Origin of the sequence: Ekhidna sp., assembly GCF_963691765.1 — a bacterium.
Classification (GTDB): domain Bacteria; phylum Bacteroidota; class Bacteroidia; order Cytophagales; family Cyclobacteriaceae; genus Ekhidna.
Window position 1 is genome coordinate 1546746 of record NZ_OY829375.1, and the last position, 24404, is coordinate 1571149.

At 38.2% G+C, this 24404-nt stretch carries 23 protein-coding genes; 13 read left to right on the forward strand and 10 right to left on the reverse strand.

Translation table 11 applies throughout. The features are described 5' to 3' along the window. Positions 1-9: 9 nt before the first annotated feature. Both ACY650_RS07225 and ACY650_RS07230 read right to left on the reverse strand, forming a co-directional pair. On the reverse strand, positions 10-1371 hold the full coding sequence (locus ACY650_RS07225; protein WP_462253219.1) for an HmuY family protein: 1362 nt from the start codon (positions 1369-1371) through the stop codon (positions 10-12). Positions 1372-1375: 4 nt separating this feature from the next. Then, positions 1376-3607, reverse strand: a complete 2232-nt coding sequence (locus tag ACY650_RS07230) for a TonB-dependent receptor (RefSeq protein WP_462253221.1) — start codon at positions 3605-3607, stop codon at positions 1376-1378. A 280-nt stretch (positions 3608-3887) separates the two neighbouring features. On the opposite strand from ACY650_RS07230, the gene ACY650_RS07235 reads away from it, so the two are divergent. Beyond that, on the forward strand, positions 3888-4214 hold the full coding sequence (locus ACY650_RS07235; protein ID WP_462253223.1) for a DUF6686 family protein: 327 nt from the start codon (positions 3888-3890) through the stop codon (positions 4212-4214). A 292-nt stretch (positions 4215-4506) separates the two neighbouring features. Then, positions 4507-4893, forward strand: coding sequence for an acyl-CoA thioesterase (locus ACY650_RS07240; RefSeq protein WP_462253225.1), 387 nt, complete (start codon positions 4507-4509; stop codon positions 4891-4893). Position 4894: 1 nt separating this feature from the next. Here the strand turns inward: ACY650_RS07240 and ACY650_RS07245 are convergent, their stop codons facing one another. Further along, positions 4895-5527 (reverse strand): response regulator transcription factor, encoded by a 633-nt coding sequence (locus tag ACY650_RS07245; protein ID WP_462253227.1) that lies wholly within the window; start codon positions 5525-5527, stop codon positions 4895-4897. Between the two features lie 126 nt (positions 5528-5653). On the opposite strand from ACY650_RS07245, the gene fumC reads away from it, so the two are divergent. From fumC to ACY650_RS07275, 6 genes are all read left to right on the forward strand, one after another. Further along, complete coding sequence (gene fumC, locus ACY650_RS07250) at positions 5654-7057, forward strand: class II fumarate hydratase (RefSeq protein ID WP_462253229.1); 1404 nt, start codon at positions 5654-5656, stop codon at positions 7055-7057. Positions 7058-7132: 75 nt separating this feature from the next. Beyond that, the gene (locus ACY650_RS07255) at positions 7133-7744 is read left to right on the forward strand and encodes an Ezrin/radixin/moesin family protein (protein WP_462253231.1); all 612 of its coding nucleotides are present in this window, start codon (positions 7133-7135) and stop codon (positions 7742-7744) included. A 123-nt stretch (positions 7745-7867) separates the two neighbouring features. Further along, positions 7868-8659 (forward strand): type I methionyl aminopeptidase, encoded by a 792-nt coding sequence (map, locus tag ACY650_RS07260; RefSeq protein WP_462253233.1) that lies wholly within the window; start codon positions 7868-7870, stop codon positions 8657-8659. 38 nt (positions 8660-8697) lie between these two features. After that, entirely contained in the window at positions 8698-10488 is a 1791-nt protein-coding gene (locus ACY650_RS07265) for a chloride channel protein (RefSeq protein WP_462253235.1), read from the forward strand. A gap of 400 nt (positions 10489-10888) precedes the next feature. Beyond that, a complete protein-coding gene (locus ACY650_RS07270) occupies positions 10889-11359 on the forward strand; it encodes a TlpA family protein disulfide reductase (RefSeq protein WP_462253237.1) in 471 nt (156 codons plus the stop codon). Between the two features lie 13 nt (positions 11360-11372). Further along, positions 11373-11996 carry a thioredoxin family protein gene (locus ACY650_RS07275; RefSeq protein ID WP_462253239.1) on the forward strand — a complete coding sequence of 208 codons (624 nt, stop codon included), beginning with the start codon at positions 11373-11375 and terminating at the stop codon, positions 11994-11996. A 67-nt stretch (positions 11997-12063) separates the two neighbouring features. Here ACY650_RS07275 and hpf read toward each other — a convergent pair whose 3' ends face one another. The 4 genes from hpf to ACY650_RS07295 all read right to left on the reverse strand — a co-directional run bounded on the left by hpf (position 12064) and on the right by ACY650_RS07295 (position 14748). Beyond that, complete coding sequence (hpf, locus tag ACY650_RS07280; protein ID WP_462253241.1) at positions 12064-12363, reverse strand: ribosome hibernation-promoting factor, HPF/YfiA family; 300 nt, start codon at positions 12361-12363, stop codon at positions 12064-12066. A gap of 25 nt (positions 12364-12388) precedes the next feature. Beyond that, entirely contained in the window at positions 12389-13273 is an 885-nt protein-coding gene (locus tag ACY650_RS07285; RefSeq protein WP_462254391.1) for a tyrosine-type recombinase/integrase, read from the reverse strand. Positions 13274-13337: 64 nt separating this feature from the next. Then, complete coding sequence (gene rpsU, locus ACY650_RS07290) at positions 13338-13532, reverse strand: 30S ribosomal protein S21 (RefSeq protein WP_350222399.1); 195 nt, start codon at positions 13530-13532, stop codon at positions 13338-13340. 52 nt (positions 13533-13584) lie between these two features. Beyond that, a complete protein-coding gene (locus ACY650_RS07295; RefSeq protein WP_462253243.1) occupies positions 13585-14748 on the reverse strand; it encodes an acyl-CoA dehydrogenase in 1164 nt (387 codons plus the stop codon). Between the two features lie 130 nt (positions 14749-14878). On the opposite strand from ACY650_RS07295, the gene ACY650_RS07300 reads away from it, so the two are divergent. Further along, positions 14879-16189, forward strand: a complete 1311-nt coding sequence (locus ACY650_RS07300; protein ID WP_462253245.1) for a UDP-glucose dehydrogenase family protein — start codon at positions 14879-14881, stop codon at positions 16187-16189. A gap of 68 nt (positions 16190-16257) precedes the next feature. Here the strand turns inward: ACY650_RS07300 and ACY650_RS07305 are convergent, their stop codons facing one another. Then, a complete protein-coding gene (locus ACY650_RS07305) occupies positions 16258-16995 on the reverse strand; it encodes a DUF547 domain-containing protein (RefSeq protein ID WP_462253247.1) in 738 nt (245 codons plus the stop codon). A gap of 114 nt (positions 16996-17109) precedes the next feature. Here ACY650_RS07305 and ACY650_RS07310 point away from each other — a divergent pair, with 114 nt between their 5' ends. The 4 genes from ACY650_RS07310 to ACY650_RS07325 are packed head-to-tail and all read left to right on the forward strand — an operon-like array spanning position 17110 to position 22780. Then, complete coding sequence (locus ACY650_RS07310) at positions 17110-19047, forward strand: cation:proton antiporter domain-containing protein (RefSeq protein WP_462253249.1); 1938 nt, start codon at positions 17110-17112, stop codon at positions 19045-19047. 56 nt (positions 19048-19103) lie between these two features. Next, positions 19104-20651, forward strand: a complete 1548-nt coding sequence (locus ACY650_RS07315) for a glycine--tRNA ligase (protein WP_462253251.1) — start codon at positions 19104-19106, stop codon at positions 20649-20651. Beyond that, on the forward strand, positions 20648-21439 hold the full coding sequence (locus ACY650_RS07320; protein ID WP_462253253.1) for a zinc-dependent peptidase: 792 nt from the start codon (positions 20648-20650) through the stop codon (positions 21437-21439). The genes ACY650_RS07315 and ACY650_RS07320 overlap by 4 nt, the downstream gene beginning before the upstream one ends. 9 nt (positions 21440-21448) lie before the next feature. Next, on the forward strand, positions 21449-22780 hold the full coding sequence (locus tag ACY650_RS07325) for a deoxyguanosinetriphosphate triphosphohydrolase (RefSeq protein WP_462253255.1): 1332 nt from the start codon (positions 21449-21451) through the stop codon (positions 22778-22780). Here ACY650_RS07325 and ACY650_RS07330 read toward each other — a convergent pair. Both ACY650_RS07330 and ACY650_RS07335 read right to left on the reverse strand, forming a co-directional pair. After that, a complete protein-coding gene (locus ACY650_RS07330; RefSeq protein WP_462253257.1) occupies positions 22777-23142 on the reverse strand; it encodes a hypothetical protein in 366 nt (121 codons plus the stop codon). The genes ACY650_RS07325 and ACY650_RS07330 overlap by 4 nt on opposite strands. Before the next feature lie 39 nt (positions 23143-23181). Further along, positions 23182-24363, reverse strand: coding sequence for an MFS transporter (locus ACY650_RS07335; RefSeq protein WP_462253259.1), 1182 nt, complete (start codon positions 24361-24363; stop codon positions 23182-23184). Positions 24364-24404 lie beyond the last annotated feature (41 nt).

A 24404-nucleotide genomic window follows, 5' to 3' on the forward strand; every position in this document is an offset into this window, starting at 1 on the left:
TAACAAGGTTTAAAGAAGTTCGATTTTAAATTCTGGATAACCTCGTTCTCCTGATTCTGAGGACAAACGAGTGAATTTTAGCTTGTAGTTATTTCCTTCAGCATCTTTGATGATATAGTATACATCTTCATTGAGGACTAAGCTGAAGTTTACTAAGCTTCTCCAGGTAGATCCAATAACAGAAATGTCATCCTCGACAAGTGAATTACTAGTAATGTCATCCGCAGTAAACGCATCATATGCTACCGTAGCTTCTTCTATCATAGCAGCGCTTACATTAGATCGATTAAGGATAACATAGTCATTGTATCCAATGGCTAGAAAAGCTCCAAAATTGGCAATTCCAGAATAGGTGCCATACATAATATCCCAAGACGTCTTCGATGGCTCAACAGAGACCACTCCATCGTCCAAGTCAAAATGAATGAAATTGTAAGATTCGTCTTTTGATATTGTTACCTCGGAATGTGTAGTTGCATTTATATCGGCATATTGTAGCGTATAGTTATCACCATCCTGAACTACCCTAACTTTTTTCCAGTCACGGCCATCTCCGTCTCTTTTTATTATGTAAACAAGATTTTCACTGTTAGTCGCTGAGATATCAAAAGCAGTTTGACTAAGATCGCCACTCTGATGATCGATCCACTCTGTAGCCTCTGTATCAACGTAATTTGAAATATACATTTTGGCTGAAAATCCGACCGTATCAGTTTCGGAAACGTCATCAATGTCTGTTTTGTCAATAGTTCTAGCCATTACATAGGCACTGCTATTCAATATGACATTATGAGATCCAGATTCCGTATTAAACCCAATATCCCAACTATACTTATCAACCGTATGCTGAGTGAGTTTACTAAGATCTATAAATGCTTGATTTGGAAATTCAGAACCACCTCCATCGATCTCAATAATTCCTGATTGGGCAATAAAATTCTCCGCTACTGTTATAGTAGCTGTCGTACTGGTTCCTAGTTCGAATTCATTTGACTCAATTACGGTTATTGTAATGGTCTCATCCTGAGCAATATTCAATGAGGAACCAGCTGAAATAGTAAGATTGACTGATTCATCACCAGTCTCATATTCCATTATAATCTCGTTATTGATTATTTCTGGATCTGTATAGAAATCTGCCTCCGTTCCGTAATTCAATGAAGTAGCAATTCCTAAAATGAGCTGTCCTGAAGTTTCAGATGGCCTAGAAAAATTGATTGCTAACTCAACTGATTCAGAAAGACCCAAATCGGAATTTGCAAAATTTAAATTGATAGGAACTGTTGTCGTGTCATCATCCCCACAAGCAGTAAAAAGCATCATAATGCTTGCTACAGCCAAGTAGATTGATCCTTTGATTAGATTTTTCATTTGTCTATTTTTTGAATTGATAATTAATGGTTAGAAAATAGGAGCGCCCAAATCCAACCGGTATGTTGCTTCCAGCAGTATGTGGTCCTCCTGTCGATCCTGTAGCGTTTAGTGTTGTCACATTAAGTATGTTTCGAGCACCAATTCCAATGCGAATCGATTTGATAAATGTTTTGGAAAGATTTAGATCTAGTGTATGATAAGATTCCTGACTAGCCAACCTCGGTTCGCCTTCTACCAGGCTATATTGTCTGAATGATCCATTGAACTTATAAAAGGCCGAAAGAGACAAATTAATAGATGACCATCTATAACTAGCTCTACTCATTATTTCAGGCGTGAATACATATTCTGGTACTCCTGTTTCATCTCTAAGATTTTGCAATCTTCCGACGTAAGAGAATCCAACTGAATTTGTAAATCGACCTTGCTCATATGAAGCCTGAATGTTACCTCCGAGGGTGTTCATTTTGGTGAGGTTAGTATAGGTTGTAGGCTCATTACCAATCGGCACAAGAATGGTTATCCCATTATTGATATTGTTATAGAAGGAGAGCAATTGAAAACTAAGAGGAATGGAATTCAACTGATGAGAAATATTGAAAGTGAAGTTGTGAGAATCCTCAGGTTTTAGATCAGGATTGCCAATCAGATTATGATTGCTATCGACAAATTCATGGAATAATTCGCGGATGGATGGAGCTCTATATCCTCTACCATAGCTCCAACGCAAATTTGTATTGCCTCCAAGTTTATACGCAAAGTTGACAGAAGCAGTAGGAATGCTTTCGAATAAACTGTTATATGAATACCTAATTCCTGGTCTGACTTTTAGGTCGTTAAAAATCAGCTCAGCCGATGCGAAAATCGCCAGGTCGGTCAAGTGTTTATCTCCATCATTAAGTGTACTACCACCGGATGTTTCTCGAGTAGACTCAACACCAACCTGAAAGCTTCCAGACTTTTTAGAAATCAGATTAATTGTATTCCTGGAGAAAAAGGATCGGTAATAGATCGTGTCATTTCCTGATGTGATTGGAATTTCAACTCCCGATAACGGGAAATTTCTAAAATTTGATGAAAGTCGCTCATAATCTGTGTAGGAGAAAACACTATTGATCGTGGTGAAATCAGAGACTCTCCAAAGACTCTGAATTTGATGAAAATATCGATCAGCATTGTACTGTTCATCAAATTTATAAGGCTCCCCTCCATTAGCAGGAACTATTAAATCACCAAAATTTGTGATACGCTCATCAAGGATATCTAACCGATAATACAACTCCCATCTATCAGTTTCATATCTTGTGAGCCATCCTCCAAACCACTGTTCTTTAGGATGCCAATCAAACTCGCCAGGCTGATTAATAAGGGCTTCGTTGATCCACCCACCAAATCGATAGTACCTTCCCGTCAATTGAGTAAACCATCGATCAGAAATTTTATACGAAGTATTTATTGATGGGCTATGAATTCCTTGATCAAAGAATGAATATTCACTTCCCGCGGTTTCTGTTTGAATATTAACTGATACTTCAAGCTGCGCGTCAATATCTTTCTTAGTTATGATGTTAATTACACCTGCTAGTGCATCAGATCCATAGCTCACAGCCATTGGTCCTTGAACAATCTCGATTCGCTCTATGCTTTGAACATCAAATTGTGCAAGATCAATATCGTTGCGAACGCCACCCTTTCCCACAGCCGGGATTCCATCAATTAATACTTTAACATATTGTCCTCTTAGTCCCTGCAATGATATTTCTGATCTACCTGTGGCGTTATCTCGATCTATTTTTACATTTAACTCATTGGATAAAATATCATGAAGTGAATTTGCATTTTGAGAAGCTATTCGATCGGAGGTAATGGTCTGCACTTTATAAACAGAGTTTCTCGCAGACTGTGGATTAAATTGACCAGTTACAACTATATCATCAAGATAAGTTGATGATGGTTTCATTATAACAATTTGGCCTGATTTTGAAATGGTAGTTGTTAAGGTCTCGAATCCCAAAAAGCGTATTTCTACATCAAAAGGTATTTCTATTGCAGTCGAGAACTCCCCATTAATATCAGATACCAATTTATCTGTTGCACCATCACTGCCAGTCACAATTGCCGTAGCACCAACAAGTGATTCAAATGAATCACTAACCCTTACCTTGAAAGTGCTTTGGGCAACTGTGACAGCAGATATGCAAACGAATAGAAGGGAATAGATCTTTTTCATCATTATTTAGAATGATTCTAAACAATGCAAAATTGGATTCGAAAAGTATCCGCGTCAATCGCTAATGATGGTGAAAAATGAATCACTAGTAATGGCTAACTATTAGCTATTACTCGCTATTCAAAATGACTATAAATCGTGATTGAATTGCTGATCTAGAGTAGTCATATTTGTCTTATTTAGAATCATTCTTAATAAGATTTTAAGTCCTGTGCTTGATGGAACGTCTAAAAAACAACTTTCTGATCAAGTGCAGGCACTATTTATATTAAATACAACATCGATGTGTATAAAAAATGACCACATAGTACTAGCCCAGTCAGACATCGCCCAAATAAGTTGGTGCAAAGGGTGCCGCAATTATTCGTTTATTTATAACAATTGCTGCTTTTCGTTTGATGATCGAGAATTATCCGTATTCATAAATATGCTCCGTCACCTAACCAAAAAAGACTATCATTTCGATTTTCTAGGAAAGCACTGCACAATTATTAAAAATCATAACGCACAAGTTGGCTTGTGCTTTACCGAAACCGATACTCAAGAAATCTTAAACATCCTTGAAGAAGCTACTACTATGAAAGAAGTTTTCGGGATAATTTATAACTAATACTACTATGTCTTCACCTAACGATTTCGACAACTTCTTTAACAATCTCATGCGAAAGATCGAGAAAAATCCATCCGAGCAATACCGAATAATCATGAGTGAGCTGCGCAATACATCTTGTCCATACATAAGAAGGAAGATCAAAAATATCTATCTAGATCAAAATAATTGACGAATACTTTCAAACTATCTATATAAAGAAACTTCAAGTGAGCCCCGAATCAGTGAAAGCACTAGTAGCTATTTTCGATGCTTTTGAGGTTATTTACAACTAAATCTTAAATCCTTAAATATGTCTCTCGATCAGCGAATTGATAAATCAGAAACCAGAATCTTCAAAGCGGTATTTCCAAACACTACCAATCACTACGATACATTATTTGGAGGTACCGCTATGCATGCGATGGATGAGGTAGCTTTTATAACCGCCACACGTTTTAGCCGTCAGCGAATGGTTACTGTAAGCAGTAGCAAAATTGATTTTAAAAAACCGATACCAGCAGGAACAATCGTAGAGTTGATTGGACGAGTAACGCACGTTGGGAATACTAGCTTGAAAGTGTCCGTTCAGATCTACATCGAAGAAATGTATTCCGAAAAAAGAGAGCAGGCAATAGAAGGAGAATTTTCGTTTGTCGCGATTGATGAAAATAGACAACCAACAGCAATTCCTAAGTAAGCTAGTTTCTTACCAATCCAGTTTCCAATGCATAAACGATAAGTTCTGCAGGAGAACTTAGGTTAAGTTTCTTCAAGATGTTCTTTCTGTGAGAATTAATGGTATGAACGCTAAGATGCAATTCATCTGCAATCTGAGCAGTGGTCATACCTTTTGTAATCAATTCCAAAACCTCGAATTCTCTTGAAGATAAGTTGGTAGGCTCGCAATCATCTTTTTCTTCAGGATTGTCCACCACCAAGTCTAAAATGTTGTTGCAAAAAAATCGATTGCCTTGCGCGACAGCTCTCAATCCACTTACAATTTCTTCTTCACTACAATTCTTGGTCAATATACCCTTTATGCCCATTGCAAGCATCTGCTGAATAGAATCTCTGGTTTGACTATTTGAAATCACAAGAAAGCTGGCTGTCAATGATTCTTTCAGCTCCCTAAGTTTTGGTACTAGTTCACGATCCTTATCTGAAATATCAATTACAATCATTTGAGGATCGGTAGCAGAAGCTAATTCAACTAATTGTTCTGGTGAATCAATCACTTTGACCAGCTCAAAACCAGGCATAGCCTTTATTAGAGAAGAAATCCCTTGTCGAGTCAAATATTGAAAATCAGCTAAGAGAACTGAAGTGGCCAATTAAGTATTTATTTAGAATGATTCTAAACAAAGGTATGTTGCATTCTTCGATTAGACAAAAAACAGTGAATAATTGAAATCTAAAAGCAGTATCCATTGTTAGATTTGCAGAAAAAAAATCCTAAAATGGAATATAGAATAGAACATGATACCATGGGTGAGGTAAAAGTACCTGCCGAAAAATATTGGGGTGCGCAAACGCAACGTTCCAGAGACAACTTCAAAATTGGCGGTGAGAAAAACCAAATGCCAATGGAAATTATCCAAGCCTTTGCGATTCTTAAGAAGTCAGCTGCTGAAACTAATATGGATCTTGGTGTTCTATCTAAAGAAAAATCAGATCTGATTGGGAAAGTATGCGATGAAATTCTTGAAGGCAAACTTGATGATCAGTTCCCACTGGTAGTATGGCAGACTGGATCAGGTACACAATCCAATATGAATTCTAACGAGGTGATTGCAAACCGTGCTCACGTACTTAATGGCGGATCACTATCAGATGACAGCAAGATCATTCATCCAAATGACGATGTAAATAAGAGTCAAAGTTCAAACGACACCTTCCCTACAGCTATGCACATTGCAAGCTATAAGATGGTTGTTGAGAATACAATCCCTAAAGTGAAGAAGCTAAGGGATACACTTCATCAAAAAGCATCCTCATTCACCAATGTGGTTAAAATTGGAAGAACACACTTTATGGATGCTACTCCATTAAGCCTAGGCCAGGAATTTTCTGGTTATGTTTCTCAGCTGGATCATGGATTAAAAGCATTGAACAATACGCTTGATCATCTTTCCGAACTAGCTCTTGGAGGAACAGCCGTTGGAACCGGACTAAATACGCCAGAAGGTTATGCTGAAAAGGTTGCTGAGAAAATTGCCAAATACTCAGGTATGCCAATGAGATCAGCTGAAAATAAATTTGAAGCTTTGGCCGCTCATGATGCAATCGTGGAAACCCATGGTGCTCTCAAGCAGCTAGCAGTCAGCCTCATGAAAATTGGCAACGACGTTCGAATGCTTTGCTCTGGACCAAGAAGTGGAATTGGCGAAATTGTAATTCCAGAAAATGAACCTGGATCTTCAATTATGCCTGGAAAAGTGAATCCGACACAATGTGAAGCATTGACTATGGTTTGCGCACAAGTAATTGGAAATGATGTTGCAATTTCAGCAGGAGGCATGACAGGTCATTTTGAATTGAATGTATTTAAGCCAATGATGGTTTTCAATTTGCTTAATTCAGCACGTTTGATTGGTGATGCATGCGAATCTTTCAATGACAATTGTGCTATCGGAATTGAACCAAATCATGCTGTAATCAAGGAAAAATTAGAAAATTCGTTAATGCTGGTTACGGCATTAAATACACATATTGGATATGAAAATGCTGCTAAAATTGCTAAAAAGGCACACAAAGAAGGCACAACACTAAGAAAAGCAGCTATCGAATTAGGACTTGTTACGGATGAACAGTTCACTGAATGGGTTAGACCAGAAGATATGATAGGATCGCTAAAAAGTTGATTCATTATCCATTATCAAGAGATTTTTGTACTTTAGTAACATTAAAATTGCGTAAAAAACCAATTTCACAGGAAGATGAAAAAAACAATATCACTTATCGCACTGGCACTTTGCTGCGTTTTTGCATTTGAAGCTGATGCTCAAATGGATAAAAAAGAAGCTAAAGAGTGGAAGAAAAGGATCAAGAAACTTGAGCCAGAGCAATACAAGCAGCTACTGGATGAAAACAAATCCTTGAAAGGACAGGTAACTAGTCTTAAGACTGAACTAGGAAACATTGACGACAGAATCGCGGAAAAAGATCAGCAGATTCTTACATATCAATCTCAAGTTGGTGATTTAAGAGAAGAACTTTCAAGACTTCAAAATAGCAAACCAGCTGAAAACGTTGCTACAACAAATACTGGTGGCAGTATCGATGAAAATAGAGGCGTTGTATTTAAAGTTCAGCTTGGAGCATTCGCGAAGAAAGAAGATCTTTCTAAATACGATAATTCACCAAACTTCAGCGCTGAAAATAAAGATGGCCTACAAAAGTTTACTGTTGGCGTTTTTAAAGAATACAGAGATGCTGATACTTTCAAAAAATATTTGAGAGAAATGGGCGTTAAAGATGCTTGGGTAGTTTCTTATAAGGACGGAGCGAGAGTTCCAATGAAAGATGTTCTTGAAGGAATTATCAACTAGTATTTATCAAAATACACGAATTAAAGGTCGGCTTTTACGCCGACCTTTTTTTATATCAGCCAGTTTGATCAGCCAGTTTAACGAGAAACAAAAAAGGCTTTTAGTTAGTATTTTTGCACTCCAATGATAAAGTATAAGACACCAGAAGAAATAGAAATCATGAGGGAAAGTGCCCTCATTGTTTCCAAGACTTTAGGAGTAATGGCAGAAAAAATTGAGCCTGGAATTACTCCCTTAGATTTGGATAAAATTGCTGATGAATTCATCAGAGATCATGGAGGTGTTCCGGCATTTCTGGGCTTATATGATTATCCTAAATCAATAATTACATCCGTAAATGAACAAGTTGTTCATGGGATTCCAACAGACAGACCTCTAGAAGAAGGAGATGTAGTTGGTGTAGATATTGGTGTCTTAAAAAATGAATATTACGGTGATCATGCATATACATTCCCTGTCGGGGAGATTAAAGATGATGTAAAGAAGCTGTTGCGAGTTACCAAAGAGTGTTTGGATAAAGGCATTGAGCAATTAGTCGCTGGAAATAGAATTGGTGACGTGAGCTTTGCTGTACAGCAGCATGCAGAGAACCACGGTTATGGAGTCGTTCGCGAACTCGTTGGTCACGGTCTCGGAAGGAAAATGCATGAATCTCCAGAAGTTCCGAATTTTGGTAAAAGAGGAAGAGGGAGCAAAATTCAAGAAGGTTTAGTTGTAGCCATTGAGCCGATGATAAATATGGGGACTCGAAGAGTGATTCAACTGAATGATGGATGGACCATTGTTACGGCAGATAAGAAACCATCAGCCCACTTTGAGCATGATGTCGCCGTGGTTAACGGTAAGCCAGAAGTGCTATCAACATTTAAATATGTGGAAGAGGCACTTGAAAAGAAGAATGCAGTTATTGTTTAATACAAAAGCCGGATTGAAGGGTTAATCGCCTTGATGTAATGGCAAATCAAAAAAGTACATTTAGCACCATAATGATGAAGATCCTGGTGTGGCGTATTCGTCATGTCAGCGATAATAACTTCATGATGGTTACTGCCGGATTAATCGGACTTCTCGCAGGTCTCGCTGCAGTTGTTCTAAAAAGCACTGTTCATATCATTATCCAATATTTAGAGCTTAATCATACGCTTTTCAGCTTTGATTACTTCTATCTGGGTTATCCCCTGCTTGGAATCCTGCTTACCGTAGTTGCTTCAAAGTATATCTTCAAAGAGGGTTTAGGACATGGCATCACGCAAATACTATACGCCATATCCAAAAATTCAAGCGTCATTCGGAAAACGCGCATGTATTCCAGAATGGTCACAAGTGCCATTACTGTGGGTTTTGGTGGTTCAGTAGGACTCGAGGCCCCTATTGTTGTAACTGGTTCCGCCATCGGTTCTAACTTATCCCGACTATTCCATCTAGGCTATAAAAAAAGGACTGTGCTTTTAGGATGTGGTGCTGCAGGAGCTATTTCTGCTATATTCAATTCTCCTGTTACTGGGGTCATTTTTGCAATGGAAGTAATATTGACGGAAGTAAAAATTAGCAGGTTTATTCCACTGCTTATTGCTTCTGTATGCGGTCAGCTAGTAGCGCTCGTTTTATTAGGAGAAGATATCCTGTTTTCGTTCACGCTTACAGAAACATTCATTGCGAAAGAAACTGGCTACTACGTTTTGTTCGGAGCTGTTTGTGGTATCATCTCTTTGTACTTCACCAGGATGATGTATGTTTTTGAAGGAAGCATTGAAAAACTTAAAAACGACTTTGGGAGGGCTGCAGTTGGAGGAATCTCATTAGCGCTAATCATTCTAACTTTTCCTCCAATCTACGGAGAAGGGTATGAAACCATTAAAAGTCTTTTGCAAGGGACTTCTTCAGACATTTTTCACAACAGTTTTTTCGATCACCTATCAGATAGTCAAGCTTCCATTATTGTATTTCTGTTTTTCATTTTATTGGTAAAACCAATCGCAACAGCGTTAACAATAGGAGCTGGTGGTAGTGGTGGAATATTTGCGCCTTCATTGTTTATGGGAGGTCTATCAGGATATGTTTTCAGCAGCACATCTAATTCAATTTTAAATACTTCTTTAAGTACCAGTAATTTCACGCTTGTAGGTATGTGTGGAGTAATGAGCGGAGTGCTACATGCCCCACTTACCGCTATATTTTTAATTGCAGAAATCACAAGCGGATACGTACTTTTTGTCCCACTGATGTTAGTGTCTGCAATTTCCTTCAGCACTATTTCATATTTTGAAAAGCACAGCATTTATACAAAACGGCTCATTGAGACAGGCGACCTTATCCAATACGACAAAGATCAAATCGTTTTGAGTTTGATTGATCTCAAGAAAATCGTTGAAAAAGACTTACTCATCATACATCCTGAAGCAAACCTTGATGACTTAGTGAAGCTAGTGATGAAAAGTAATAGGAATATTTTTCCAGTTGTAAATGATCAAAAGGAACTGCAAGGAATCGTTACCTTAGATGATATACGAGAAATGATGTTTGATGATGACTCGAGAAAGAACGTTATCATCAAAACAATAATGCAAAAACCCCCTGCAAGTGTATCCCCTCAGGAAAAAATGCAATCGGTCATGAATAAATTTGAGGTAACACAAGCTTGGAATCTTCCGGTTATAGATAATGGAGAATATGTTGGATTCATTTCTAAATCCAGGATTTTCAATGCATATCGTAAAAAACTCATACGTCAAACAGCTGAATGATTATCATTTGATAAGCATCTGATTTACAGCGTATTAAATCATTGTATTTAGAGTTATCAACAAAATAGAATAACAAGTATTTTATTATAAGTCTCTGATAATCAGATCAATAACTTCAATTGATCGATTAATGTGGATAACTTAACGTTTTTGTGGATAAATATCATTCGATTCATTTGCATAAATAATTGAGTCTGTTTTGAGTGTTATTTTCTAAATGCATAATGACATATTCCTATCAATAAGAAGAACTTACTGTTAAAAATCAATGTATTATTTAAATATTAACAGTTTGGCATGAAATGAGTCTGTATGAAGAGGCACTTCTTTATATAGTACAATATTTATCTTTATGCCCAGAAATTGAATAAACCCTTAATGTTGTAAATTCGTATCCCTTATGATGAAAAAATTAGCACTGGTTTTTTGTATCCTCGTATCAATGCATCTCACAGCCCAAGAAGTTGAAGTTGTTAAATTTTCTGAGCTACAAAAGAAAATTCTCTACACAGATGCTCCACTAACAGTATTTAATTTCTGGGCGACCTGGTGTGGTCCTTGCATTAAAGAGCTTCCGCATTTCGACGCTTTGGAATCTTCGAATGAGAATGTAAAAGTTTACTTAGTAAGTGTAGATTTTCAGAGTGAAATCGAGCGTGTCAAAAAATTTGTTGCTAAAAAATCCTTTAAATCAGATGTGCTTTTTCTTGACGAAAAAGATCCAGATGATTACATGGGGAAAGTGAGCAGTAATTGGTCTGGAGCAATACCTGCTACGTTATTTGTCACTGACCTTGGCAAAACGTATTTCCATGAAAGTGCGTTTACTAAGGAAGAATTAGAAAAAACCATCAATAAATACCTCAACTAAAATGTCCAAAACCATGAAACGAACATTTATTCTAATTACCGGTATTTTGACCGTAATTGCTGTCTTATTTATTAATGCATCAGAACCCCTTGCCGGATATGGTGTAGGTGATTATGCCAAAGATTTCAAATTAGAGAATATTGATGGTAAGAAAGTATCACTTTCCGACTATAGCGATGCCAAAGGTTTTATTGTAGTATTTACGTGCAATACTTGCCCTTTTGCCAAAGCATATGAATCTAGAATTATTGATTTAGATAAAAATTATGCAGCCAAAGGATTTCCTGTTGTTGCCATCAACCCAAATGACATTGCTCAACAGCCTGGTGATTCTATGGATGAAATGAAGAAAAGAGCAAATGATAAAGGCTATTCATTTGCATATTTAAGAGATGACAGCCAGGAAGTGGCTAAAGCTTTTGGAGCGACTAAAACTCCACATGTCTACTTACTAAACAAAGAGTCAGAAGGCAAATTCAAAGTTGAATTCATTGGAGCTATTGATGATAGTCCAAATGACGCATCTGATGTTTCCGAAACTTATGTTGAAGATGCTATCAACTCACTACTTTCAGGTGGCAAGCCTTCTGTGACAGAAAAAAGAGCTATAGGATGCACCATTAAATGGAAAAGCTGATAAACAAATCACATAAAAAAAGCCCCAGTCTCTAAGAGATTGGGGCTTTTTTATTTCTACTTAGGAGCTAATGAGCCATTGCTTTCTCCTTATGTTTTTTGAGCTGACGCCTCAATGCTTCTACAGCAGCATCCGCTCCGGCCTCAAAGGATCGTGCCTTTTCTTTTGAAAAGAACTGGTTCTTTGGCCCATTCAATTTTATCTCTACAATCTTATTTACGTTACTTTCATCTTTCTCTACTCTAAGGAATACCTCCCCATCGATGATTCTGTCATAGAAAGTTTCCAACTTATCAACTTTCTTCTGGATGAAATCGAGCAGTTTAGAATCTGCGTCGAAGTGAATGGAATGCATCTGTAACTTCATGTTTGTCACGTTTAAAGGTTATACATTAAGCTTTCGGATGGGCCTGATCAAAGGCCGCTTTCAGCTTTTCTATTGAATTATGGGTATAAACTTGGGTAGCAGCTAGACTGGTGTGTCCCAATAAATCTTTCACTGCATTTAAGTCTGCCCCTTTATTTAACAAGTGAGTTGCAAAAGTGTGCCTCATCACATGAGGACTTTTCTTGCTTAAGGTAGTTACCGCACTCAGGTACTTATTGACCTTGCGATAAATAAACATCGGGTATAAAGATTCTCCTTTATCAGTCAGCAACAAATTCTCTCCTACCATACCCATTTCATTTTTAAGTTTCTGATAGTTACCTATCATCTCTATTAACGAATTCCCGATCGGTATGATTCGCTCTTTATTCCTTTTTCCTAATACACGTATGGTATTTTCATAAAAATTAACATCTGATTCTTTTAATCCTTGTAGCTCAGCCAGGCGAATACCTGTAGAGTATAGAAGTTCAAGGAGCAGGCGGTCACGCTGACCAAAGAAGTCTGCTTCGAATTCCACTCTGTCGAGAAGCATCGTGATTTCATCCTCCTTTACAAAAGTTGGAAGGTCTTTCTCAGTCTTTAAAGGCTTAATCTGAGAGGCAGGATTAGCTTCAATATATTCTCTTCCTAATAAAAATTTATAGAACGACTTGAGGGTAGCAATTTTTCTATTGACTGATTTTGGAGAAATTCCATTATCCATCAGCGTAACTATCCAACCTCTAATTTGGGGATGCTTCGCTTCCTCAATGGAGTCTATCTCAAAATCGGATGATAAAAAATCAGAAAATTGCAGAAGATCTTTCCGGTACGCTTCTACCGTATGCTTGCTATAGCGTTTTTCAAAGGAAAGATATTTAAGGAAAGTCTCCACCATAAGCAGCATCACCTCTGGAAATGAGGTGAATACTAACTTATTAAAATCTTAGGTGAAGAAGAAGGAGAAAAGGTTATTTATTTTCCTCGTCTCTTAGATGCTGGATGTATCGTGCTTTGATGATCTCTTCTCTTCTAGCCACAGAAGGCTTTTTGAAGTGAGTTCTTGATCTAAGCTCTCTTAATACACCTGTTTTTTCGAACTTCTTCTTAAATCTCTTAAGTGCTCTGTCTATTGACTCGTTCTCTTTAACGTTGATTATTAACATTTCAGAATTTTTAATGGGCCGCAAATATAGCAGCAATTTTAATTCATTACAATTATTGATTCAATAAGGTTCTTGATATTACAACCTTTTGAATTTCAGATGTTCCTTCTCCGATAGTACACAACTTAGCATCGCGATAGTACTTTTCAGCAGGATAGTCTTTCGTGTATCCATATCCACCAAAAATTTGCACTCCATCATTCGCAACTTCAACGGCAATTTCTGAAGAGTAAAGTTTAGCCATCGCTGATTCTCTATTTACACTCTTACCTTGATTTTTCAATTCAGCCGCTTGATAGGTTAAAAGCTTTGCTGCTTCTACTTTTACTGCCATATCTGCAAGTTTGAATGAGATGCCTTGAAAACTCGCAATCGACTTTCCAAACTGCTCTCTTTCCTGAGAGTATGCAAGTGCAGCATCGAGTGCTCCTTCTGCAATACCACAACCTAATGCAGCAATAGAAATTCTTCCACCATCTAATACTTTTAATGCTTGCACAAATCCATCACCAACTTCACCAATTAGATTTTCTGCAGGAATTCTGCAATCTTCAAAAATCATTTCAGATGTCTCAGAAGCTCTCATCCCTAGCTTATCTTCTTTTCTTCCTTGCTTGAAGCCTGGATTGGTTCGCTCCACAATGAATGCACTTCCATTTCTAGATTTACCTGGCTCTCCAGTCCTTGCGATGACTACAGCAACATTTCCTGTATTGCCATGCGTAATGAAGTTTTTAGCACCATTTATTACCCACTCATCTCCTTCCTTTACAGCAACAGTTTTCATATTCCCTGCATCTGAACCTGTATTTGGTTCGGTAAGTCCCCATGCACCAATCCATTCACCAGAAGCAAGTTTTGGTAAATATTTTCTCTTTTGTTCTTCGCTGCCATGCTGAAGAATGTGACCTGTACATAGCGAGTTATGAGCAGCCATTGAAAGGCCTATCGATCCGTCAACTTTTGATAATTCTATAATTGCGGTAGCATATTCATGATACCCAAACCCTGCGCCTCCATATTCTTGAGGAACCAATACTCCCATCAATCCAAGCTCGCCCATCTTGTGAAAGACGTCGGCAGGAAATTCTTGAGTTTCGTCCCACTTCATTTTGTGTGGCTCTATCTCTTTCGAACAAAAATCGCGAACCATCTGAGCGATCATTTCTTTGTTCTCATTTATTTCTTCGGGGGATGTTAATGTTGCTGTTGACATTCTTTAAAACGTTTGTTTTAGTTCGGAACGCAAAATTACTAATCTTGTTCACCAAAAAATAGCTAAGGCTTATTTGAATTACTAAACAAGTTTTAGCTTTACGCCCCGTTAAAATTAAAAAAATACGAAAATGAAAATTGCGGTTGTTGGAACAGGATACGTTGGACTGGTTACCGGTACATGTTTTGCTGAAACTGGTAACAATGTTACCTGTGTTGACATAGATGAAGAAAAAGTTAAAAAGCTCAACAATAAGCAAGTAACTATATATGAGCCAGGTCTAGAGGCTTTATTTGAAAGAAACATTAGACAAGGAAGACTTGAATTTACCACGAGTCTTAAAGAAGGTATTAAAGGTGCCCAAATCATCTTTTTGGCACTCCCAACGCCTCCAGGAGAGGATGGATCAGCTGATCTTCAATACGTTTTGAAGGTTGCTGAAGATCTTGGACCAATGCTAGAGGAATTTACCGTAATTGTCGACAAGAGTACAGTTCCGGTTGGAACGGCAGAAAAAGTTACCGCCAAGGTAAAAGAGGGTGCGAAGGTAGATTTCGAAGTTGTTTCGAACCCTGAGTTCCTTAGAGAAGGGGTAGCTGTTGATGACTTCATGAAACCAGATCGTGTAGTGATAGGTGCTGAAGAGCCAAGATCTATTGAGTTAATGAAGAAATTATATGCTCCTTTTGTACGTCAGGGCAATCCTATTCTTTTTATGGATGTTCGATCTGCTGAGCTAACAAAATATGCAGCCAACTCTTTCCTTGCAACCAAGATTACATTCATGAATGAGATCGCTAATCTCTGTGAACTAATGGGCGCGGATGTTGACAAAGTGAGAAAAGGGATTGGTACTGATTCTAGAATTGGAAATAGATTCTTGTTTGCTGGAATTGGTTACGGAGGAAGTTGCTTCCCTAAAGATGTTCAAGCTCTTGCTAAATCATCTACAGAAGTAGACTATGATTTCCGAATCTTAAACTCCGTGATGGATGTCAATCAAAAGCAGAAACAGAAATTAGTTGAGCCACTAAGCCAATACTTCGACAATGATCTTGCTGGAAAGACAATTGCTATATGGGGACTTGCATTTAAGCCCTATACAGATGATATCCGTGAGGCTCCAGCATTAGAAAACATCCAAATATTACTTGACAAAGGAGCTAAGGTGAAAGCTTACGATCCAGAGGCGATGGAAAACGTAAAAGGGTTGTTTGGTGACAAAATCTATTTTGCAGAGAATCAATACGATGCACTTGAAGATGCTGATGCATTGATGATCATGACAGAGTGGCCAATTTTCAGAACTCCAGAATTTGATAAAATCACAACAACACTTAAAAATAAAGTGATTTTTGACGGTCGAAACCTTTATGATCTTTCTCAAATGGAAGAACTAGGATTTGAATACCATAGTATCGGTCGGAAGATCGTGAAATAAAAAAACACATTCAATAAAAAAGCCCTGACAATAATCAGGGCTTTTTTTATGTGCTTGTCCTTGGAACCCTATTGCTCATTCAAGTCCCAGTTATAATCCATCCATGCAATTTTAGCATTCTTATCTAATTTGGTTGGAGCGTATTTATTAATGTATTCTATCAATGTCCCTTCGGTCTTGAAGTCACCTCCATACCAATTAAACAGCTTTGACAATGTGGCCTTATTTGAACTTATTTTATTCTTAGAAGGATTAGCAAGAAACTGCTTCGCCGCTTGAGTTAACTGTTCCTCCAATTTTTCTGGAGTATATGCTCGATTTTGCAATTTAGGGCATGAGACAGCCGCGCATACCAGCGCAAAATGTATTCTAGGCTCATTAAATTCTTTTCTAATAATCCCATGCTCAATGTTGTTCAAATCGTATTCTTTGCCTCCAATGTTTATGAATTTAACATCCCAGGCAGTACTTACAAAAGGTATTTTGATAGTCGATCCTATCTCTTTGATGCTTTTTACAGGATAATGCTCCAAAATCAAATCAAGCGTATACGCATTGTATGCATTGATCCAATAAGTAAGTTTTTGATCCCTTGTCCATGACTTTTGAGGGGCATTATTCTCAAGAATAGCTAAGTAAGATTTAAGCTTGGCTCTGTCCTGCTTTAGACCTTTGTAATTGACAATTCCTTGATCATCGACATACTTTTGTAGAAGTTGATCAAAGCTATTGTGCGAAACGCCAGATTGACCAAATGAAGAAATTGATAAAAGAATTGATGCCAAAAAAACTGTGAACTTGTTCATATCATTTAAATTGTCAGATTAACACTAACCAAAACGTGCAACTTGCTAGATTGATTCGACTAGAACTAATTTAGTCGTATTACCAATGCAAGATGTACGCCAAAAGACAAAAATTTGGAATCACTAGCTACGGATAAGGAACTTATAGTGCTAATTGCTGGATTTTTTGTGATTGCTATTTCAGCGAATCAAATAGCTAAGGCATTTCAGCGTGTTAGACTTCCGTTGATCACTGGGTTAATATTCACAGGGTTGATCACTGGCCCATATATCATAGGATTAATACCAATATCAGCAAAATCAGGTCTTAATTTCATCAACGAAATCGCACTGGCATTTATCGCGTTTGCTGCTGGCGCCGAACTGTATTTACGTGAATTAAGAAGCAGAATAAGTTCTATTAAATGGAATACGTTTGGTCAGCTGGTAGTGACGTTTGTGCTTGGCACGATCGCTATTTTCTTTTTGAGTGATTTCATTCCGTATATGGCTGAGATGAATAATCCAGCGAAAATCGCTATTTCGATGATCACTGCCGCCATATTTGTTGCAAGGTCACCTGCATCAGCAATTGCAGTTATTAACGAATTACGAGCAAAAGGTCCCTACGTTCAGACAGTCATGGGAGTGACTGTGGTGAAAGACTTCCTCGTGATCATACTCTTTTCTATTTGTATTTCACTCTCTCAGGTTTTGATTTCCGGTACAGATTTCAACTTTATTGAACTGCTAATCTTGATCCTGGAACTTGGCCTTTCATTTGTTTTGGGATTCTTCGTTTATGGTTTTATTCTGAAGAAAACATTGGAGTGGAGAATTCGTCGATATTCAAAAACGGCGCTTGTGCTATTAATAGGATATTCTGCTTACCTGCTATCTTCTTTTGCAGATGAATGGTCCGAAGCACAATTTAACCATGGCATTCTCCTAGAACCTCTCTTAATATGTATTCTAGCTAGTTTTCATGTTACCAATTATTCTAAATCAAGGCCCGAGTTTTTAAAAATCTTAGAGGATGTTAGCATCCCTATTTACGTGTGCTTTTTCACATTGACAGGCGCCACGTTTGCCTTAGATCAAATTGGAAATGTTCTTGGTGTGGCATTGATTTTATTTGTTGTCAGAACAGCCACAATGGTAATCGGCGGGTATACTGGAGGAATGCTAGCTAAGGATCCGATGAAATTTAATCATCTTGGCTGGATGCCATATATGACACAAGCTGGTGTGGCGCTGGGTTTGGCGACAGTTGTTTCGAAGGAATTCCCTGAGTGGGGTCCTCAATTTTCTACTGTAATCATCGCACTAATTGTCTTGAATCAATTCATTGGTCCACCATTATTCAAATGGGCGATTTATAAAGTAGGGGAAGATAGAAGCAAAGCTCCAACTCCGGAGTTTGATGGTATTCGAGATGCAACAATCATAGGATTCGAAAGTCAGTCCGTGGCGCTAGCCCATCAATTACTTGACAATGGCTGGGAGGTTCAACTTGCCACGAAAAAAGATATCGGTGATTTCCAAGAACCAGAAGGAATCAATATGGTCTACCTGAAGAATTTATCTTTTGAGGAGTTGAAACGAGTAAATGCTGATAAATCTGAAGCCATTATCTGCATGCTGACTGACGAAGAAAATCTTCAGGTGTGTGAAATAGCCTACAACAAGTTTGGTACACGCGATCTAATAGTACGCTTGAATCAGCGTTTTTACTCACAAAAATTCCTTGCTCTGGGAGTTAAAATTGTAGATCCTTCGACGGCAATTGTGAGTCTACTTGATCATTTTGTGCGATCGCCGCAAGCAGCCTCTCTCCTACTAGGTATGTCGAAAGGAAAGGACACAAGAGATATAGAGTTGCTTAATCACGATTTACATGGTATAACACTCAGGGACCTTCGGTTGCCTGCAGATGTTATTATTCTATCTGTGGTAAGAGGTGGTCAAACCATCATCACGCATGGGTATACCCGTCTGCGATATAAGGATACTTTGACAGTTGTTGGATCGATTAAAAGCTTAAATGAGCTTCAGTTCAAATTTGATAAGTAGCAAAAAATTTGAGCCAAGAAGCTAAAAGAAAATAGCTAAATATATCTTTGCGGGCTATGAGCAATACACCAGACGGAGGATCATTAAAAAACATTGTTTCTCACTGCAAAGAGTACGGATTTATCTATCCTTCAAGTGATATTTATGATGGCCTAGGGGCAACCTACGATTACGGGCCGAATGGATCTGAACTTAAGAACAACATCAAGGAATATTGGTGGCAAGCAATGGTGCGCATGCATGAAAATATTGTTGGAATAGATGCGGCTATTTTTATGCACCCTACTACCTGGAAGGCTTCTGGTCATGTGGATGCATTCAATGACCCCCTCATCGACAACAAAGATTCAAAGAAAAGATACAGAGCTGATGTCTTGGTGGAAGAGTATATCGCTAAGATTGAAGGAAAAATCAAAAAAGAAGTGACCAAAGCAGCTAAGCGTTTTGGTGATGATTTTGATGAAGAGCAATTTGTGTCCACCAATCCAAGGGTTGTTGGTTACAAGGAAAAGATCAAGTCTATTGAGGATCGATTAGGCAACTCGCTGGGAAGTGGAGATTTAGCAGATGTAAAAGCACTGATAGAAGAATTAGAAATTGCAGACCCTGTTTCTGGCTCTAAGAATTGGACAGATGTTCGTCAATTCAATCTGATGTTCTCTACTGAAATGGGATCATTGGCTGATGGCGCAGATAAAATTTACTTAAGACCCGAAACTGCTCAGGGGATTTTTGTGAACTACCTCAATGTACAAAAGACGGCACGTATGAAGCCCCCTTTCGGTATTGCACAAATTGGTAAGGCTTTCAGAAACGAAATAATTGCACGGCAATTCATCTTCAGAATGCGTGAATTCGAACAGATGGAAATGCAATTTTTTGTGAAGCCTGGCTCTGAGATGGAATGGTATGAGCACTGGAAACAAAAAAGAATAAACTGGCATAAAGCACTAGGCCTTGGTGAAGAGAACTATCGATTCCATGATCACATCAATCTTGCTCACTATGCCAATGCGGCGGCAGATATTGAATTCGATTTTCCGATGGGATTCAAAGAGCTAGAGGGAATTCACTCTCGTACAGATTTTGATCTTAAGGCGCATGAAGAGCACTCTGGTAAGAAGCTTCAGTTTTTTGATCAAAATACGAATGAAAGCTATGTGCCATATGTAGTGGAGACCTCTATTGGATTAGATAGAATGTTTCTCGCAGTAATGTCGGCAGCGTATACAGAAGAAAAACTAGAGGATGGAAGTGAACGTACTGTTTTGAAGATTCCACCTGCTTTAGCGCCAAACAAGGTTGCTATTCTTCCCCTTGTAAACAAGGATGGTCTGCCTGAAAAAGCTGAAGAAATATTGAATGAAATTCGTTTTGATTTTACTTTCCAATACGATGTAAAGGACGCCATCGGAAGAAGGTACAGAAGGCAAGATGCTATCGGCACTCCATATTGTGTGACCATTGATCATCAAACATTGGAGGACAATACGGTGACCATCAGAGAACGTGACAGCATGAGTCAAGAAAGAGTATCAGTCTCCGAATTAATTCAAAAGCTTCATGATAAAGTAGACATGAAACATCTGCTAAAAATGCAATGATTTTAATTGTCATTTTATTTGGATTCATTGGCTTTTTGATCCTGGGGATATTTTATGATGTGATCTACTATTTTTTCCTGGAGGCGAAATCCCAATTATCTCCATATTTCTTCAATGAAACACATGTTAGATACCTGCAGAAGCATTTTGTCTATTACAAGAAGCTCCCTCCAAAATCGAAGAAATTATTCATTCATAAGGTTGCAAGATTCATGTCTAGTAAGGATTTCATCCCTAGGCAAATGCAGTCTGTTAGTGATGAAATGAAAGTTTTGATTTCTGCATCTGCAGCTCAGCTTACTTTCGGCTTTAGAGGGATAATATTTCCGTATTTCTATAAGATTTTCGTTTTTCCTGAGAGCTTCTATAACCATCAGAATAAAGCCTATCATAAAGGTGAAGTGAATCCAAAAATGAAGGCGATAGCACTTTCGTGGAAGGACTTTGTAGAAGGCTATTTGCAAGAAGATGGAAGGAACCTTGGTCTACATGAAATGGCCCATGCGCTAAGGCTTGAAAATAGGATTATGAATTCTGAATATGGCTTTTTAGATGATACAGTTTTAAGAAAGTGGGAAAATCATGCACGTAGAACGATGATAGAGATCAAGAATGGTGAAGAGACTTTTTTTAGAAAGTACGGAGGGGTTAACAATGAAGAATTCTTTGCTGTGGCTGTTGAAAATTTCTTTGAGAGACCTGTTGAATTCAACGAAAAGCATCCAATGACTTATTCAACACTTTGCAAACTGCTGCACCAAGATCCGCTATTGTTAGAAAAAACCTAATTTGTACGCATGAATTGGCTTCAACTTTTATCACATAAACGACCTGGCGAAAGTCAAAATATAGCACACGATCAAACAAGAAGTCGGTTTGAACAAGATTTCGATCGCATCATTTTCTCCCATCCTTTTCGAAAACTACAAGATAAAACACAGGTTTTTCCGCTACCCGAAGACGACTTTGTACACACCCGATTGACACATAGTTTAGAAGTATCAGTTGTGGGACGCTCACTTGCCAAGAATGCGGGAATCTATCTTCTAGAAGAGTATCCTGAGCTTAGTAAAGCAGGATATACTGTGCATGATTTTGGCGGCATTGTTGGTGCCGCCTGCCTTGCGCATGACTTAGGGAACCCCCCATTTGGCCATTCAGGAGAAGACAGCATTTCATCATTCTTTTTGACTAACCCACATGGCCAATTCTTTGAAAATAAAGTTTCAAAAGAGGAATGGAAAGACCTTACAACCTTTGAAGGAAATGCTCAAGGACTTAGAATATTAAACAGCAAGGGAAATGGGGGGTTGAAACTGACATACGCCACTCTCGGTGCATTCACCAAATATCCGCTTTCATCATCCTGCGAAAAGGAAAAAGGCAGAAAGAGTCAGAAAAAGTTTGGATACTATCAATGCAATGCTAGCCTATTCGCTGAAATGGCTTTAGAAATGGAGCTTGTAGAGCTAGCTCCAAACAAATGGAGCAGACACCCTTTAGCATTCTTAGTTGAAGCCGCTGATGATATCTGCTATCACATCATCGATTTGGAGGATGGTTGTAGACTTGGCCTTGTTCCTTTCGATCAAGTAAAGAACTTGTTAGCAGAGATTATTGGGGCATCCTATTCAGAAGAAAAAGTCCAGAAAATAGCATCCCAAAATGAACGATTAGGTACACTTCGTGCAATGGCAATTGGTCAACTTATCCAAGAATGCTCAGAGGCATTTATAGAAAATGAGAAAGCCATGCGTGAAGGTAGTTTTGATACCGATTTAACAAGCTTGATTCCCTCAGCACCTGCACTCAAGAAAATAATCACCTTATCAATAGACAAAATCTATCGGTCCAAATTAGTATTAGAAAAAGAGGCAGGTGGTTACGAAGTTATTGATAGCCTTATCGACTCATTTGCTAATGCAGTATATGCCAATCAATTTGATAAGCCATTGCCTAAGCATAAGTCAATTTTGAGACTTCTCCCTGAGGAATACGAAGTTCAACTAAAAGGTGTTGAATCTGTCTATGAAGCCTTGCAGATAGTCATTGATTTTATCAGCGGACTTACAGATTCTCACGCTGTTAGGCTATATAAAACGATTAAAGGATATAGACTTCCAGTCTAATCATCCACGGACTTTCCGTCTTTATCCAGAATTTCCCAGAACAAGATGTAGCTAGCTGTGCTATCTCTTTCTAGCAATGTCATACTGGTGCTAAACTTACCTGGGATATCATCTACTTTGAATTTGAAGACTCCAAGCTTGTCATTGAGGGTTACAAAATCATAGTCCCATAATTCAATTTCATTCCAACCTTCTGAAACATCCATGACGAGGCCAACTTGCTCTACATCACCTGTATCTACTCTATGATAGAGCTCTCCTTCAGGCCATATCTTATGACCATCCTTTTTTAGATACATTTCATCTTTATCTATCTCATCTGGTGTGGTGCATTGCACGGAGTTGATTCTCAGTTTTGGCATAGTCTCGGTTGTTTACTACTTAAATTTAACCAAGAAGCCTTAATCTTCTGCTTTAGAAGGAATCATGATTTTGTTGCTTTTCCAAATCGCTAAAGTGATAAACTGAATAAGAATGAACGGCAAGGTAACAAGTAGCAAAACTTCCCACCCAAATTCAAAGACTACCCAGCCAGCTGAAAGTGAGGCAACAGCCTGGCTACTAAAAAGGAAAAACTCATTAAATGCTTGCACTTTGAAGCGTTCACCAGATGTATGGGTTTGTGGCAATAGGGTGGTGCCTGCTACAAATAGAAAATTCCATCCTATTCCAAGTAAAATGAGAGCTACCCAATAGTTGTGCACAAAATGACCGGCAAATGCAAAGCCAACACAAATCAGGTATGCTATCAATCCCAATATCATAACTACAGAAACGCCAAATCTATTGATCAAATGCCCAGTGATTAGCGACGGCAAGAACATTGCAACTATATGACTTTGAATAACTGTTTTGGTGATATTCAACGAGTGACCATCCATGACATGCATACTTACTGGAGTTGCCGTCATTATGAAAGCCATTACTGCATAGCCAATAGTAGCGCCTAATATCGCAACCCAAAATGTTTTTTGTGACGCAATCACAGACATTTTCCGGGGTTTAGCTATAGCCTTTTCTTCTTGACTTATGGTATTCTCATATCTCAACAAAATCAAGAATCCCATTACAAATAAACCTCCCAACAATAAAAACGAGCCTGCAAACTCCGTCGCCAAGATATCTTTCCCCAGCAACGCCACTTCTGGACCAATGTAAGCAGCAGCAATTCCACCTAATAGTACATAAGATGCTGCCTTTGGTATTTGATCCTCAGCAACGCTTTCCATAGAGGCAAATCGAAATTGCATGATGCAAGCGCTAGTCACACCTAAAAGGAATGTGCACAAAGAAAAGAGGTAGAAATGCGATATATAAATGGCATAAGATGCCAATAATGCTATAATTAACGAATAAGCGGCCACCATCAAAAATGTCTTTCTTCGACCAAGATTTTTCATCATCATCGTCAAAGGGACCGTAGCCAAGGCAGTACCAACTATTATTGAAGCAACGGGCAAGGTTGCCAGTTTTTCTGAAGGGGCAATTTTATTTCCAATCAATCCTCCCGCGAATACATTGAGAGAATTCACGGACATAATGAAAGCTTGAGCAATGGTTAGTGTCCATACATTTTTATGCATTGCTGCAAGGTACCCAATCCTTTATCCACATAGCAATACAA